This is a genomic window from Alkalibacter saccharofermentans DSM 14828 (assembly GCF_900128885.1).
GTDB classification, from domain to species: Bacteria; Bacillota; Clostridia; order Eubacteriales; family Alkalibacteraceae; genus Alkalibacter; species Alkalibacter saccharofermentans.
Map to the genome: position 1 here is coordinate 46293 of NZ_FQTU01000006.1, position 14321 is coordinate 60613.

Consider the following 14321-nt stretch of genomic DNA (forward strand, 5'->3'; position numbering starts at 1 on the left):
TAAAATGTTTAAATTTTTTGGAAAGCAAAAGAATTTCAGCTCTAGTCAGTTCAAACAAAAAGAGGTTCCGGATAAATTATACAACAAATGCGAGAGCTGCTCCGAAATGGTATATTATCAGGATTTGGAGCAAAACAAGCATGTATGCCCAAAATGCGGACATCATTTCCCCTTAAAAGCGTATGCCCGAATCGAGCTTACTGTAGATTTTGGGACCTTTAGAGAATTTAACAAATTGATGAAAACAAAAAATGTCCTTGAATTCCCCGGCTACGTAGATAAATTGGAAAAAGCCGCAAAACAGTCTGGAATAAAAGAAGCGGTGGTAACAGGCTATGGAGATATCCATGGAAAAAGATGTGTATTATGTGCTATGGATTCCAGTTTCATGATGGGCAGCATGGGAAGCATCGTCGGCGAAAAAATTACCCGGGCTGTTGAAAAATCAATGAAGCACAGACTCCCTCTGGTCATATACTGCGCCTCCGGCGGAGCCAGGATGCAGGAGGGCATCGTGTCTCTCATGCAAATGGCAAAGGTCAGCGCCGCCCTTAAAAAACACTCAGAAATGGGGCTTTTATACGTATGCGTCCTCACCCACCCAACTACCGGTGGCGTGACGGCCAGCTTTGCAATGCTAGGGGATATTATTTTGGCAGAACCTGGAGCTCTCATAGGCTTTGCCGGTCCTAGAGTAATCAAACAGACTATTCGCCAGGAACTGCCTGAAGGTTTCCAAAGCGCCGAGTTCCTGCAGGATCACGGATTCGTGGACAAGGTAGTAAGTAGAAACGACATGCGAAAGACTTTGCACAGGATCCTTAAGATCCATGGAGGTGAATGATATGGATAAAAACAAAATCCTCTTGGATGAAGAACTTCAAAAGGTAAAACACGACCCTTGGGAAAACGTAAATATCGCCAGGTCAAACGAAAGGCCTACTTCCAAGGATTATATCGACACTATTTTCGATCATTTCATAGAGTTTCACGGAGATAGGGCATACGGCGACGACGCTTCCACCATCGGGGGAATCGCAATGCTAAACGACATCCCAGTCACTGTAATAGGTCAGCAAAAAGGCCGTGACCTGGATGAAAACCTGAAGAGAAATTTCGCCATGCCTTATCCTGAAGGCTACAGAAAGGCATTAAGGCTCATGAAACAGGCAGAAAAGTTTAATAGACCTGTCATATGTTTTGTTGACACTCCGGGGGCATACTGCGGACTTGGAGCGGAAGAGCGGGGTCAGGGGCATGCAATTGCCAACAATCTCTTTGAAATATCCGAACTCAAGGTTCCCGTCATAAGCGTGGTAATCGGAGAAGGAGGAAGCGGTGGAGCTTTGGCCCTTAGCGTAGGAGACCAAATATGGATGATGGAATATGCCATCTATTCCATACTCTCTCCGGAAGGCTTTGCCAGCATACTCTGGAAAGACAGCGCCAAAGCAAAGGAAGCGGCGGAGCTCATGAAGCTGACATCTTTTGATCTTTTCAACCTTAATATAGCTGACAAGATAGTTCCGGAGCCTTCCGGTGGCGTTACTATGAAGGGACCCTACCTTGAGTGCATGCAATATCTTAAAGATCTTCTTGTTAGCGAGGTTCGCTCGCTGAAGGCCATGCCGGTAAAAAATCTCTTGAAGAAACGTTATCAAAAGTATAGAAATATCGGTATATAACTTCTGAAAGGAGACACATTTGAAAACTTCAAAAATAATTGCCGTGGGAAAGGCTTTAGCCCAAAAGACTGTAACAAATGATGATTTGTCAGCTTTGGTGGATACCAACGATCAGTGGATAAAAAGCAGAACCGGCATTGAACAAAGACGCATCTCCGTTGATGAATCTACAACGGATTTAGCATACAGAGCATCTTTGGATGCAATGAAAAACGGCAACATTGACCCAAATACGATAGACATGATCATCGTAGCGACAATTTCACCGGACAGCTTTATGCCTTCTACGGCATCAATGCTCCAATACAAGCTGGGCATAAACGACAGACATGTTATGGCATTTGACCTTAACGCAGCTTGTACAGGGCTTATTTACGGAATTCAGACAGCACACAAGTTCATCCAGACGAAAACGGTCAAAAGAGCTCTTGTAGTCGGTGCAGAAACCCTATCCCGAACGCTTAATTGGGAGGATCGAAGCACCTGCGTTCTCTTCGGAGACGGAGCCGGAGCTGTAGTCTTGGAAACATCCGATACAGGAATAATTTCAGATTACACAAATTCCCGAGGAGATGTGGATATGAACCTTGCCCTGCCCGCATTGCCCCTTAGAAGCCCATTCACCGGTGAAAACACTTGCCTTCCTTCCTGGATGAGCATGAACGGCGCTGAAATATTCAAGTTTGCTACCTTCGCGGTAAAAGACAGCGTTGATTATGTACTCAATCAGGCAGACCTTGATATTTCAGACATTAAGTACATCGTTCCCCACCAGGCCAACGAAAGAATAATCGGGAAAGTGGCCAAAGTAATGGGACTTCCCAAAGATAAGTTCTTTATAAACCTGATGGAGCACGGCAACACATCATCGGCAAGCATAGGCATAGCTTTAGCAGAAATGATGGAAAAAGGACTTGTGGCTGCCGGAGACAAAGTGATACTTACCGGCTTTGGGGGTGGACTTACATGGGGAGCCATCTTGCATGAATTCTGATAGTTAGGCTATAATATAGACAGCAGAGGATAATTCCTTTGAAATAAAAAATAAATACTAAATTACGGAGGTAAGAATAATGATTAAAGAAAAAGTAATTGAAATTCTTGTAGATGAACTGGGAGTAGACGCTGAAGAAGTAGTGGAAAGCGCGAATATTCAAGACGATTTAGGAGCTGATTCTTTGGCTATAGTTGAAATCGTAATGGCATTCGAAGACGAATTCGACATCAAGATACCTGAAGAAGATGCTGCAAAAATGATCACAGTAAAAGACATCATCGACTACCTGGAAAAAGAAGTAGGCTAAGAATATGACCAATAGGGAAATCGCTCTGATCTTTCCCGGCCAAGGTGCACAAAGCATCGGCATGGGAAAAGAACTATACGATAATTTCAGTGAAGCCAAGGCCGTTTTTGAAGCAGCCGAAGCTTCACTTCCCTTTAATTTAAGGGAATTATGTTTTGAAGGTCCAAAGGAAAAGCTGGATGTCACGATTTATACCCAGCCATGCCTTTTGACAGCGAGCATCGCTATGCTTGAAGTCTTGAAAGGGCAAGGATTAAAAACTCCCAGATTCCACGCAGGACTCTCCCTTGGAGAATACTCCGCTGTCGTAGCTTCTGAAATCATGCCATTTGAGGATGCGGTCAAGCTGGTCTACAACAGAGGCACATTCATGGAAAATGCGGTTCCAGACGGGAAAGGCACCATGGCTGCCATTATCGGCCTTGATACAAAGCTAATCGAAGAAGCCTGTGTTCAAGCATCCTCTGAGGGCATAGCCCAAATCGCAAACTACAATTACTCAGGCCAGATTGTAATAGGCGGCTCTGTAGAAGCAGTTAACATCGCTATGGACATCTGCAAAGAAAAAGGCGCCAAACGGGTAGTGCCATTAAGCGTATCCGGACCTTTTCACACATCCATGCTTAAAAATGCCGCAGACAACCTGGATTCTTACTTGGAAAACATTGTTTTTAGCCCATGGACCGTTCCGGTGGTTTCCAACTATACAGCGAAACCTTATGACGAAATCGCCAATATAAAAAATCTGTTGGTCAAGCAGGTCATTTCACCGGTGCAATGGGAAAAAAGCGTTGAATATATGATAAGCCAGGGCGTGGACACTTTCATTGAAGTTGGTCCGGGCAAGACCCTGTCCAATTTTGTAAAAAGAATAGACAAAAAAGTTACGATTCTCAACGTTGAGGACGTTAAATCTCTTGAAAAAACTCTGAAAACATTGGAGGAATAATTATGTTATCAAATAAAACAGCGATTGTGACCGGCGGTACCAGAGGCATCGGCCGAGCAATCGTCATGAAGCTTTCCCAAATGGGAGCTAACGTGGTCATAAGCTACCGCTCCAACGAGAAGATGGCACAGGAGCTTGTTGAGGAAATAACTTCGCAAGGCAAAAAAGCAATCGCCGTCAAAGGAGACGTGCAGAACTTTCAAGATGCTAAGGTATTGATGGATAAGACATTGGATGAATTCGGTTCAATAGACATACTTGTCAATAATGCCGGAATCACAAAGGATACTCTTATCCTCCGCATGACCGAAGATGACTTCGACTCCGTAATAGGGACCAACCTTAAAGGTACCTTCAACTGCATCAAGCATGCGGCAAAGCCAATGCTCAAGGCAAAAAAAGGACGAATAATCAACATGGCATCGGTAATAGGACTTATCGGTAATCCGGGTCAGGCTAACTACGCAGCTTCTAAAGCAGGAATCATTGGACTAACAAAATCCGTTGCCAAGGAATTCGCTTCAAGAGGCATTACCGTAAATGCTGTAGCTCCTGGATTTATAGCATCTGACATGACCGACAAGCTAAGCGAAGAACAAAAATCGGCAATACAAAAAAATATCCCTGCCGGCAATCTTGGCAGCGTGGAAGACGTGGCAAGCCTGGTGGGATATCTTGCATCGGATGAATCAAAATACATAACCGGACAGGTCATCAACGTGGATGGCGGAATGGTGGTTTAGGAGGCTTATATGAACAGAGTCGTTATTACAGGAATGGGTGCCATAACCCCATTGGGACAGGATGTAAATGAGTTTTGGGAAAACGTTAAAGCGGGAAAATGTGGAATCGACAAGATAACAAGGTTCGATACTGCTGACTACGAGGTTACTCTTGCTGCCGAAATCAAGGAATTCAATCCAGAAAAGTACATGCATAAAAGAGAGCTTAAAAGGCTTGATAAATACTCTCAGTACGCCATTTACGCTTCATGTCAGGCATATGAAGATGCGGGTCTTAAGGATGCTGAAATAGACCGGGAAAAATTCGGGGTCATCGTTTCAAGCGGAATTGGCGGCATCGAGACTTTCTATGACCAGACCAAAAGGCAGATCGAAAAAGGTCATGACAGGGTCTCCCCTTACTTCATACCAATGATGATTCCAAACATGGGTGCAGGAAACGTGGCAATAGCCCTCGAAGCTAAAGGACCATGCCTTTCAATAGTTACAGCCTGTGCGTCTGCTACAAATGCCATCGGCGAAGCATTCCACAAAATCAGGGCAGGAGTGATGGATCTTGCAGTTGCAGGAGGAAGCGAAGCTTCAATCTGTGAAACAGGAATTGCAGGCTTTATGTCAATGAAGGCTTTAAGCACTTCTAAGGATCCTTCGAGAGCCTCAATCCCCTTTGACAAGGAACGTGGCGGTTTTGTAATGGGTGAAGGTGCAGGGATTTTAGTCCTTGAGTCCTTGGATCATGCAAAAAAAAGAAACGCAAAAATTTACGGCGAGATAGTGGGGTACGGAACCACTTGTGATGCTTATCACATAACATCTCCGGCTCCGGAAGGTGAAGGTGGCGGAAGAGCCATGAATACAGCCGTATTAGATGCCGGACTCAAACTTACTGATGTAGACTACATAAATGCTCACGGCACCAGCACATACTACAATGATGTAAATGAATCTGCCGCAATAAAGAACCTCTTTGGAGACCACGCATCAAAGCTTTGCGTAAGTTCTACAAAGTCTATGATAGGCCACCTTTTAGGCGCTTCCGGTGGAGCTGAAGCCATAGTCTGCATAAAATCGCTAGAAGAAGGGTTCGTGCCTCCAACGGCTGGCTACGCTGTGGAAGATCCAGAGTGCACCCTTGATTATGTTCCAAATACCGGCAGGGAAGCTGACATAAAAGTCGTCCTCTCTAATTCACTTGGCTTTGGAGGGCATAACGCTACCATCGCTTTTAAAAAATGGTCTGAATAAGGAGTTTTACGATGATACTTAACAGCAATCAAATACAGGAAATAATTCCACACAGATATCCCTTCCTTCTTGTGGACAAGATAACAGAGCTCGAAGCAGGGATAAAGGCTACAGGCATCAAGAACGTGACGGCAAACGAATACTTCTTTTTGGGACACTTCCCCCAGGAGCACGTTATGCCCGGAGTATTGATAATCGAAGCTCTAGCCCAAGTGGGAGCTGTTGCTTTGCTCAGCCTTGAGGAAAACAAGGGAAAGATCGCTTACTTTGGCGGAATTAAAAAAGCCAAGTTCAAGAGAAAGGTAATCCCCGGTGATACCCTCACCCTTGAAACCGAGATAATAAGGAGCATGGCAGGAGTAGGAATCGGCAAGGCAGTTGCATATTGCGACGGACAAGTCTGCGCAGAAGCCGAGCTTACATTTGCAGTGAATTAAAAAAAGCCCTAATGGGCTTTTTTTATTTGGATTGTTTGCTGAAAGGTTTTTCCTGACCAACTTTCCAACTTTCCAACTTTCCAACTTTCCAACTTTCCAACTTTCCAACTTTCCAACCGACCAACTTAAATTATATCTCTTCCGCTTCCCTTTTCAATATCTCAGCCTTGTCTGTTTTTTCCCAGGGAAGCTCGATATCGGTTCTTCCGAAGTGGCCATAAGCTGCCGTCTTTTTATAAATAGGCTTTCTAAGGCCTAGGTCTCTTATCATCGCTGCAGGCCTTAAGTCAAAGTTTCTTTTTATCAGCTCTATTAGCTTGTCTTCACTTATCTTTCCGGTTCCAAAGGTATCTACATAAATAGATACTGGCCTTGCTACTCCTATTGCATAGGCAATTTCAACTTCACACTTGTCCGCAAGCCCTGCCGCTACAATGTTTTTAGCTACATGCCTTGCCGCATATGCGCCGGATCTGTCTACCTTTGTTGGGTCCTTTCCGGAGAATGCTCCTCCTCCGTGTCTTCCGTATCCTCCGTAGGTATCGACTATTATCTTCCTGCCCGTGAGGCCTGCATCTCCCTGGGGTCCACCGATTACGAATCTTCCCGTAGGATTTATAAGTATCTTCGTCTTGTCGTCGATAAAACTCTCATCTATTATAGGCTTTATCACATACTTGATAAGATCCCTTCTAATGGTATCTAAGTCCACATCCGGGCTGTGCTGGGTGCTTATTACTACAGTATCCACCCTTATAGGCCTATCGTCCTCATATTCGACGGTAACCTGGGTTTTACCATCAGGCCTCAAGTACTCCAGCGCGCCTGTTTTCCTCACCTCTGAGAGCTTTTTAGAGAGCCTGTGGGCTAATGATATAGGCAGCGGCATAAGTTCAGGAGTCTCGTTGCATGCAAAACCAAACATCATGCCCTGATCTCCAGCTCCGGTTTCCTCAACATCTCCGTTTGAATCCTCTCCTGATCTTGATTCCAGAGACTTGTCTACCCCTTGAGCTATGTCAGGAGATTGTTCATGTATGGATGTGACCACTGCGCAGGTATCACAATCAAAACCATATTTTGCTCTTGTATATCCAATTTCCCTCACCGTTTCTCTTACTATGCTTTGGATATCTACATAGCAATCAGTGGATATTTCTCCTGCCACCATCACAAGCCCTGTAGTAACCAGCGTCTCGCAAGCCACCCTGCCCTCTGGATCTTCTGTAAGTATGGCATCTAAAATAGCATCTGATATCTGGTCGCACATTTTATCCGGATGTCCTTCGGTAACAGACTCCGAAGTAAATAATTTCTTAGTCATCTTTGATTCCTCCAATCAATTTATAGTCATAAAAAAACCCCGTCAAAGGACGAGGCTCTATAGTCAAGCTGTCCTTATCATTCAGATTTTCTGTAGGTATTGGCACCACGCATATAGCCGGTTGCCGGGTTTCATAGGGCCTAGTCCCTCCACCACTCTGGATAAGGTAAGTATCTTATTCAATTGAAAATATCATAACACAGTTTTCCTATCTAGTCAATAGGTGATAACTTTGCCTACAGCTTGAACTCCTTGTCAAGCTTTGTATGCTTGTAGGTCTTTTTCCCGGTCTCATAGTCATCTACGATGTTGCCGTGGCCTATCATCTTGTACTTATATATCAGCAGCCCGTCAAGCCCTACAGGTCCTCTAGCGTGTATTTTATTGGTACTTATCCCAACTTCTGCACCGAATCCGTATCTAAATCCGTCACTGAATCTTGTAGAGCAGTTCCAGAACACATTTCCTGAATCCACTAGGTTCATAAAAGTCTCAACCTTGTTTTTATCCGAAGTCACTATGGCATCGGTATGCCCTGACCCGTATTTGTTGATATGCTCTATTGCTTCATCCAAGCTATCCACCATTTTTATAGCGAGCTTATAATCCAGATATTCTGTCTTCCAATCCTCTTCTGTGGCCGTTCCCACGTCAATGATCTCTCTTACCCTTTCGTCTCCCAGGATTTCCACGCTTTTAGCTTCGAGAGATTCTTTAAGGGCAGGCAGAAACCCGGCTGCAACCTTTTCGTTGACCAACAAGGTCTCAGTGGCATTGCATACGGCAACATACTGGGTCTTTGAATCGGTAACTATCCTCACCGCCATGTCTATATCTGCTTTGTCGTCTACGTAACAATGGCAGATTCCATCCGCATGGCCCAGAACAGGTATGTTTGAATTTTCCATTATGTATTTCACGAAGTCGTTTGATCCTCTGGGTATTATCAAGTCGATATAATCGTCAAGCTTAAGCATGCCACCCACGTCTTCTCTGGTCTCTATAATCTGTACCCAGCCGTCTGGGATCCCCGCTCTATCAGATGCGGTCTTTATGATCTCCCAAAGGATTCTGTTTGTCTCCTTAGCTTCCGAGCCTCCCTTTAGGATGACGCTGTTTCCGCTTTTAAGGCAAAGAGTTGATATTTGAACCAATGCATCCGGTCTTGATTCGAATATTACGCCAATTACCCCTATTGGGCAGCTGACTTTATAAAGCAATAGATCATCGTCAAGAGCCGTAGTCGAAAGGGTCTTCCCAACTGGCTCTTCCAATTTTCTGAGACTCTCAATTCCAGCTACCACGTCTAAGACTTTCGCCGAATCAAACTTGAGCCTTTTTAAAAGAGGGGCAGCCAGATTTTCTTCTTTGCTTCTGCTTAGATCTTCCGCATTTGCTTTTTCAATATCTTTTATTCTATCCTTAAGCTCTTTAGCTATTTCTGCCAAAGCTTTGTCCTTGATTTTAGATTCAACTGCTGCCAAATGTACCGACGCAGCTTTTGCAGCTTTTGCAGCCTCATTTATGTTCATGTTTTTCCCTCCAATTATCATTAAATATTAATAATAATGATACTATAGGGATGATAAATATGCAACAACCGACTTTGTGCCTTATATATTGAGTTTTGGCTCCGAAATGCCAACAGGCTCTGCGGTTTTAAATATTCCAAAAGGTTTCCCCACCGGAATGAATTCTTTGCCGAAGTGCTTGTTGAGCACAGAGGCACCTGCTCCGTAAAATGATAGTATAGCTATTGCGAGCTCAGACACCGCAGCTAGATTGTGGGTAATCTCCGGCATCACTCCAAATGAATTTAAAAACAAGCCGATAAAAAGCAGGTCTATTAAAAAGAATATGCTGAACAGAACCTTATTGGTTTCCATTGCGCCTATTGTCATCATTACAGTAAATATCAAGTATCCAAGGAAGGCAAACCCAAGTTGACGAGGATCCGCATCAGAAGCCAACGTAGTTCCGAAAACTCCCAATTTTATGAGCCAGCTCGATGCTACTCCGAACCAAAAGAATGCATAAGCCCCAAAGGCCGTCATCCCGAAGGTATTACCTAGCTTACCATCTACGATGCTAGCGTACAATTGGGCAAAAGCGCCTAAAAAAACAGCCCATGGAATCACAAATGACAATCCGTCTGTCAGGCCGAGTTTCTGAGACGAAGCCACCAGTGTCACCATTCCCAGACCAAATAGTCCCAATGCCGACGGATCCGCCCAAATAATTTTATTGTTTTTTGTCTCTTCTTTCAAAAATATTTCCTCCCTTGAATTCACGATTCAAATTTGTTAATTGTTGTTTATTTAACAACACAATTAACATAATAAATAAAAAACATCATGCTGTCAATGATTATGTCAACATAATGCTTGTATTTGGGTGAAAATTAACGCTTTTGCTCAGTTATTCCCACTTATTTACAGAGCCATGGCTCCTATTGATGTCAGCACGGCGACTGCAATTCCTGCCAGGGATGATCCTGCAATAGCTGCCAACATGCTCTTTTTGAATTTCAGTCCTAGAAGCGATGCCGCAAGACACCCCGTCCACACCCCGGTGCCGGGCAATGGCACGCTTACGAATAGGGCCAACCCCAAGTATCCGTACTTTTCAATGGTCACTGATTTGTTCATACCTCTGTTATAAATCCAGTCTCCAAGCCTTTTAAAAATTTTCGTGCCTCTCATCCATTCCAAAATCGAAGGGATCAACCATAAAATAAATGGTGCAGGAATCAAAGATCCAATCACGCTGATGATATATGTTTCCAGATAGGGCATTCTCAAAAGCAGAATGCCAAAGGGAATTGAAAATCTAAGCTCAAAAACCGGAACCATTGCCGATACGAAAACCTTCATCCAGTCGGGTAGCCCCGATAACAATTCAATCATTTTATATCATGCTCCTAATATTGTTTTTTCCGGGATAAGCTTTATCCCAGTTCTTGCTGAACTCTTCAACGCTGAAATCTGTCAAGTGGTTAGACGCCAGCCTGTCCAGTAAATCCCCAGGGATCGTCACTGCATGGACCCTGTTTATGGCGCAACCGTGCACCTGCTGGATGTTTTTAAAGCTCGCTGCTACTACTTCGCAGTCAAGACCGTAAATTTCTATGAAGTCCACCAGCTCTCCCACTGCATTTACTCCGTCTGCAAGGATGTTGTCTGCCCTGTTTACGTAAGGTATCAAATACTTAGCCCCGGCACGAACTGCCAACATCCCTTGCTGTGAGTTGATGATCGAAGTCGCCGCTGTCTTGATTCCCTTTTCCTTTAGCATCTTGATTGCTTTAAGGCCTTCCGGCGTAACGGGTATCTTTACGTAAAGGTCTGCATCTACAACCTCGTTAAGAAGGAGTGCATCGTCCACTATCCCATCTGCATCTGTAGCTATTACCTGAATAAAAAGTTTTTTATCCTTGCCCAATAGCTCCGCCAATGCCTTCATGTGATCGATGAAATCCACATTTTCCTTTACTATTATTGAAGGGTTGGTGGTAACCCCCTCTATGGAGTAGTATTCCATGCCTCTTTTTATTTCATCCAGATTTGCTGTGTCCAGTAAAATTCTCATTTAGAACTTCCTCTCCTTGCTAATGTGCAAACTCTATTATACAAATTTAACAGCTATGTTGCAATAGCTTGATAAAGGGACAGCTCCTTAGCTTTAATTTAAGCTTAAGTCTGTCCCCTTTATGTTTTTAGATTTTTAACGATAAAATCATAGCATAAAATTACCATTCTTGTAGAAAAGCTCACCATCTGCGTATATCTCTCCGCCCTCCTTCATGTCGCAAAGCATGTCCCAATGAATTGCCGAGATATTCTTCCCGCCGCTTTTCCCATAGGATTTTCCAAGAGCCATATGCACGGTTCCGCCCATCTTTTCGTCATAGAGCATGTTCTTGGTGAATCTGTCTATCCCGTAATTAGTCCCGATGGCAACTTCTCCTACCATGGAGGCTCCCTCATCAGTGTTGATAAGCTCTCGCAGAAGCTCTTCTCCTTTTGATGCACTTGCCTCTATTACTTTGCCTTTCTTGAAAACAAGCTTAATATCTTCAATTTCCTGACCTGCATATATGCCGGGAAAAGAAAATCTGATCTTGCCCTCAACGCTATCTTCTACAGGTCCGGTAAAGACCTCCCCGCTTGGAAAATTGGTTCGACCATCTGAGTTTATCCATACCCGGCCACCTACCTTCATGCTCACATCCGTGTCCCTTGAAACTATCCTGATAGTCTCCTTGTCCTTGAGGTACTCTATTGCCTTCTCTTGGTTTTTGCTTACTTCTTTCCAAGCCAAAACTGGATCTTCATCCTTAAGGAGACAGGCTCCTGCCACAAAGTCCTCGTAATCCCTAAGGCTCATCCCTGCTTCCTGAGCGAGAGAATCTGTGGGAAACATGCACAGAGTCCAATCAAGCTCATTATTGTCCACCCTGTTCATGTACAGCTCGTTGAGCCTTTTTCCGCTTTTACGGTAATAAGCGATCCTTTTGGGCTCAACTCCGCTTAAATACTTGGTGTTTGAAGATCCACCGATGTTCAAAATCTTGTCAGCATTCATTATCACAGCTTCTGATATCGGGTTTTCAAAAGATAGCTGATCGTCCCTTCCTACTTTTAAGAGGATTTCATCCAGCTGGTGCCGCATCAAAACGTGAGGATGTGCTCCGGCATTTAGGACTTCCCTGTAGCAAAGTTCAATCAAGGGCATAGCTTCCTTATACCCTTGGATGACTACCAAATCTCCCTTTTTTACTGAAAGCGAGTACTGAATCAAGGTTCTTGCATACTTTTCTAACAGGTTGCTGTCCATCAGGCCATTACTCCATCAACTTGCTGCCTTATTTCTTTAACCAGCTCCTCGAGGCTTATCTTCGCTTCATCCCTGCTATTGCCCCTTACTGAAAAATATATCTTGATTTTTGGCTCTGTGCCGGAAGGCCTGATGCAAAACCAAGTGCCGTCCTCCAAATAAGCTTTTATCACGTTGGATTTTGGCAGCGTTATATCTTCTGCTCCTTCTCCCACTATGTTTCTTTTTGCCAGCTGGTAATCTTCTATAACCGTCACTTTTTTATCATTCCACTTCATCGGCATGCTTCTTCTGAAATAGTCCACGATCTTTTGGATCTTTCCGGCGCCTTCCTTGCCCGCCATTTCAAATGATATTATATGGTCGATGCAATATCCGTACTCCTTGTAAATATCGTCCAAGACTTCCCCAAGATCCTTATCATGCTCCTTATAGTATAGTACCATCTCTGAAAGTACCAGGGCAGTCATTATGGCATCCTTGTCCCTACAGTGGGTTCCTAAAAGATATCCGTAACTTTCCTCAAAACCCATGATGAAATCCTTGACTTTTGTCTTTGAATATTCTTCAATCAGCTCGCCGATATATTTAAAACCCGTCAAAGTATTGATCAGCTTCACCCCGTAGCTTTTTGCTATATCCTCTACCAGCTCAGTGGAAACAATGCTCTTGATGATCACTCCTTTGTCAGTGAGTCTATTTTGTTCCTTCATGGTAGTTAACATATATTTTACGAGTAAAATCCCTATCTCGTTTCCGGTAAGGTTAGTGTAACCCCCATCCCGATTTTTATATGCTACTCCCAGTCTGTCCGCATCAGGGTCGGTACCCATAAGTATGTCTCCGCCTTTTTCATTGGCCAGCTCTATAGCTAGCTTGAATACATCAGGCTTTTCAGGGTTTGGCTCTTTGACAGTAGGAAAGTTTCCGTCAGGAAGCTCCTGCTCCTTAACTACATGAACGTTTTTGAATCCTGCTTCTTTTAACGCTCTTCTAAGAGGCACGTTGCCGGATCCATGAAGTGGCGTGTAGACGATATTTATATCCTCACCGTATTTGTCAATAAGCTCCTTTCTTGTGATGCCTTTTAATATTTCATTTATGTAAGGTCCATCTATCTCTTCGGATATTATCTTTAAAAGTCCTTTGTCTAAAGCTGCTGTTTTATCTGTTTTTCTTATTGCGCTGAAATCCATTATCTTGTTAATTTCTTCGCTGATTTCATCCGCTGCCTGTGGGGGCAGTTGATAGCCCTCTTCCCAGTAAACCTTGTAACCGTTGTATGCAGGTGGATTGTGGCTTGCCGTGATGACGATGCCGCTGACACAGCCCAGCTTTCTGATAGCGTAGGAGAGCTGAGGTACCGAACGCAAGGAATCAAATAGATATGTATTGATATTGTTGCCTGCCAGGACCAACGCTGCTGTTTCGGCAAATAACTCCGAATTGTTTCTAGAGTCATAGGCAATTACCACGCCTCTTTCCATTGCCTTTTGTCCCCACTTTGAAATATAGTTTGCCAGCCCTTGAGTAGTTATGTCTACGATATATGTATTCATCCTATTGGTGCCCATTCCCATTATGCCCCTTAGGCCTGCAGTACCAAACTCGAGGTTTCTATAAAACCTGTCTTCCAGCTCCTTTGGGTCATTAAGGACTTTTTTAAGCTCCTCTTTATCCTCTTCTTTTACATAATCGCTTTTTAACCAATTTTGACATTTTTCTTCATATAACATTTCATCATCCCCTTGTAGTTATAGGTTCGCCGGCCATCTTACATGCGGCCGGCGTTTCTCTC

15 protein-coding genes and 1 riboswitch are annotated in these 14321 nt (G+C 43.8%); of the genes, 8 read left to right on the forward strand and 7 right to left on the reverse strand.

Annotated features, from left to right (window positions below; translation table 11 throughout):
- Window positions 1-4 precede the first annotated feature (4 nt).
- The 8 genes from accD to fabZ all read left to right on the forward strand — a co-directional run bounded on the left by accD (window position 5) and on the right by fabZ (window position 6363).
- Window positions 5-844, forward strand: a complete 840-nt coding sequence (gene accD, locus BUB93_RS05415; protein ID WP_073270072.1) for an acetyl-CoA carboxylase, carboxyltransferase subunit beta — start codon at window positions 5-7, stop codon at window positions 842-844.
- Between the two features lies 1 nt (window position 845).
- Complete coding sequence (locus BUB93_RS05420; protein WP_073270073.1) at window positions 846-1685, forward strand: acetyl-CoA carboxylase carboxyltransferase subunit alpha; 840 nt, start codon at window positions 846-848, stop codon at window positions 1683-1685.
- Between the two features lie 19 nt (window positions 1686-1704).
- On the forward strand, window positions 1705-2679 hold the full coding sequence (locus BUB93_RS05425; RefSeq protein WP_073270074.1) for a beta-ketoacyl-ACP synthase III: 975 nt from the start codon (window positions 1705-1707) through the stop codon (window positions 2677-2679).
- 79 nt (window positions 2680-2758) lie between these two features.
- On the forward strand, window positions 2759-2989 hold the full coding sequence (gene acpP, locus BUB93_RS05430) for an acyl carrier protein (protein WP_143159066.1): 231 nt from the start codon (window positions 2759-2761) through the stop codon (window positions 2987-2989).
- Between the two features lie 4 nt (window positions 2990-2993).
- Window positions 2994-3938, forward strand: coding sequence for an ACP S-malonyltransferase (fabD, locus tag BUB93_RS05435; protein ID WP_073270076.1), 945 nt, complete (start codon window positions 2994-2996; stop codon window positions 3936-3938).
- A gap of 2 nt (window positions 3939-3940) precedes the next feature.
- Entirely contained in the window at window positions 3941-4681 is a 741-nt protein-coding gene (gene fabG / locus BUB93_RS05440) for a 3-oxoacyl-[acyl-carrier-protein] reductase (protein ID WP_073270077.1), read from the forward strand.
- 9 nt (window positions 4682-4690) lie between these two features.
- Window positions 4691-5926, forward strand: coding sequence for a beta-ketoacyl-ACP synthase II (gene fabF / locus BUB93_RS05445; RefSeq protein WP_073270078.1), 1236 nt, complete (start codon window positions 4691-4693; stop codon window positions 5924-5926).
- Between the two features lie 11 nt (window positions 5927-5937).
- Window positions 5938-6363, forward strand: a complete 426-nt coding sequence (gene fabZ / locus BUB93_RS05450) for a 3-hydroxyacyl-ACP dehydratase FabZ (RefSeq protein WP_073270079.1) — start codon at window positions 5938-5940, stop codon at window positions 6361-6363.
- Between the two features lie 130 nt (window positions 6364-6493).
- Here the strand turns inward: fabZ and metK are convergent, their stop codons facing one another.
- The 7 genes from metK to BUB93_RS05485 form a co-directional block, all read right to left on the reverse strand.
- Window positions 6494-7687, reverse strand: a complete 1194-nt coding sequence (gene metK / locus BUB93_RS05455) for a methionine adenosyltransferase (protein WP_073270080.1) — start codon at window positions 7685-7687, stop codon at window positions 6494-6496.
- Window positions 7688-7758: 71 nt separating this feature from the next.
- Window positions 7759-7855: riboswitch (SAM riboswitch) on the reverse strand.
- A gap of 68 nt (window positions 7856-7923) precedes the next feature.
- Window positions 7924-9219 carry a glutamate-5-semialdehyde dehydrogenase gene (locus BUB93_RS05460; protein WP_073270081.1) on the reverse strand — a complete coding sequence of 432 codons (1296 nt, stop codon included), beginning with the start codon at window positions 9217-9219 and terminating at the stop codon, window positions 7924-7926.
- An 81-nt stretch (window positions 9220-9300) separates the two neighbouring features.
- On the reverse strand, window positions 9301-9954 hold the full coding sequence (locus BUB93_RS05465; protein WP_073270082.1) for an acetate uptake transporter: 654 nt from the start codon (window positions 9952-9954) through the stop codon (window positions 9301-9303).
- 165 nt (window positions 9955-10119) lie between these two features.
- Window positions 10120-10593, reverse strand: a complete 474-nt coding sequence (locus tag BUB93_RS05470; protein WP_073270083.1) for a COG2426 family protein — start codon at window positions 10591-10593, stop codon at window positions 10120-10122.
- Window position 10594: 1 nt separating this feature from the next.
- Window positions 10595-11275 carry a transaldolase family protein gene (locus BUB93_RS05475; RefSeq protein ID WP_073270084.1) on the reverse strand — a complete coding sequence of 227 codons (681 nt, stop codon included), beginning with the start codon at window positions 11273-11275 and terminating at the stop codon, window positions 10595-10597.
- 147 nt (window positions 11276-11422) lie between these two features.
- A complete protein-coding gene (locus tag BUB93_RS05480; RefSeq protein ID WP_073270085.1) occupies window positions 11423-12523 on the reverse strand; it encodes an aminopeptidase in 1101 nt (366 codons plus the stop codon).
- Window positions 12523-14259 (reverse strand): phospho-sugar mutase, encoded by a 1737-nt coding sequence (locus BUB93_RS05485; RefSeq protein WP_073270086.1) that lies wholly within the window; start codon window positions 14257-14259, stop codon window positions 12523-12525. Before BUB93_RS05485 ends, BUB93_RS05480 begins: the two co-directional genes overlap by 1 nt.
- Between the last annotated feature and the right edge of the window lie 62 nt (window positions 14260-14321).

Bases quoted from the DNA above. Each gene is read 5' to 3' on its own strand.
- metK (WP_073270080.1), bottom strand. From the start codon at position 7,687: ATGACTAAGAAATTATTTACTTCGGAGTCTGTTACCGAAGGACATCCG.
- acpP (WP_143159066.1), top strand. From the start codon at position 2,759: ATGATTAAAGAAAAAGTAATTGAAATTCTTGTAGATGAACTGGGAGTA.
- accD (WP_073270072.1), top strand. From the start codon at position 5: ATGTTTAAATTTTTTGGAAAGCAAAAGAATTTCAGCTCTAGTCAGTTC.
- fabZ (WP_073270079.1), top strand. From the start codon at position 5,938: ATGATACTTAACAGCAATCAAATACAGGAAATAATTCCACACAGATAT.
- BUB93_RS05470 (WP_073270083.1), bottom strand. From the start codon at position 10,593: ATGATTGAATTGTTATCGGGGCTACCCGACTGGATGAAGGTTTTCGTA.
- fabG (WP_073270077.1), top strand. From the start codon at position 3,941: ATGTTATCAAATAAAACAGCGATTGTGACCGGCGGTACCAGAGGCATC.
- BUB93_RS05480 (WP_073270085.1), bottom strand. From the start codon at position 12,523: ATGGACAGCAACCTGTTAGAAAAGTATGCAAGAACCTTGATTCAGTAC.
- fabD (WP_073270076.1), top strand. From the start codon at position 2,994: ATGACCAATAGGGAAATCGCTCTGATCTTTCCCGGCCAAGGTGCACAA.
- fabF (WP_073270078.1), top strand. From the start codon at position 4,691: ATGAACAGAGTCGTTATTACAGGAATGGGTGCCATAACCCCATTGGGA.
- BUB93_RS05475 (WP_073270084.1), bottom strand. From the start codon at position 11,275: ATGAGAATTTTACTGGACACAGCAAATCTGGATGAAATAAAAAGAGGC.
- BUB93_RS05460 (WP_073270081.1), bottom strand. From the start codon at position 9,219: ATGAACATAAATGAGGCTGCAAAAGCTGCAAAAGCTGCGTCGGTACAT.
- BUB93_RS05485 (WP_073270086.1), bottom strand. From the start codon at position 14,259: ATGTTATATGAAGAAAAATGTCAAAATTGGTTAAAAAGCGATTATGTA.
- BUB93_RS05420 (WP_073270073.1), top strand. From the start codon at position 846: ATGGATAAAAACAAAATCCTCTTGGATGAAGAACTTCAAAAGGTAAAA.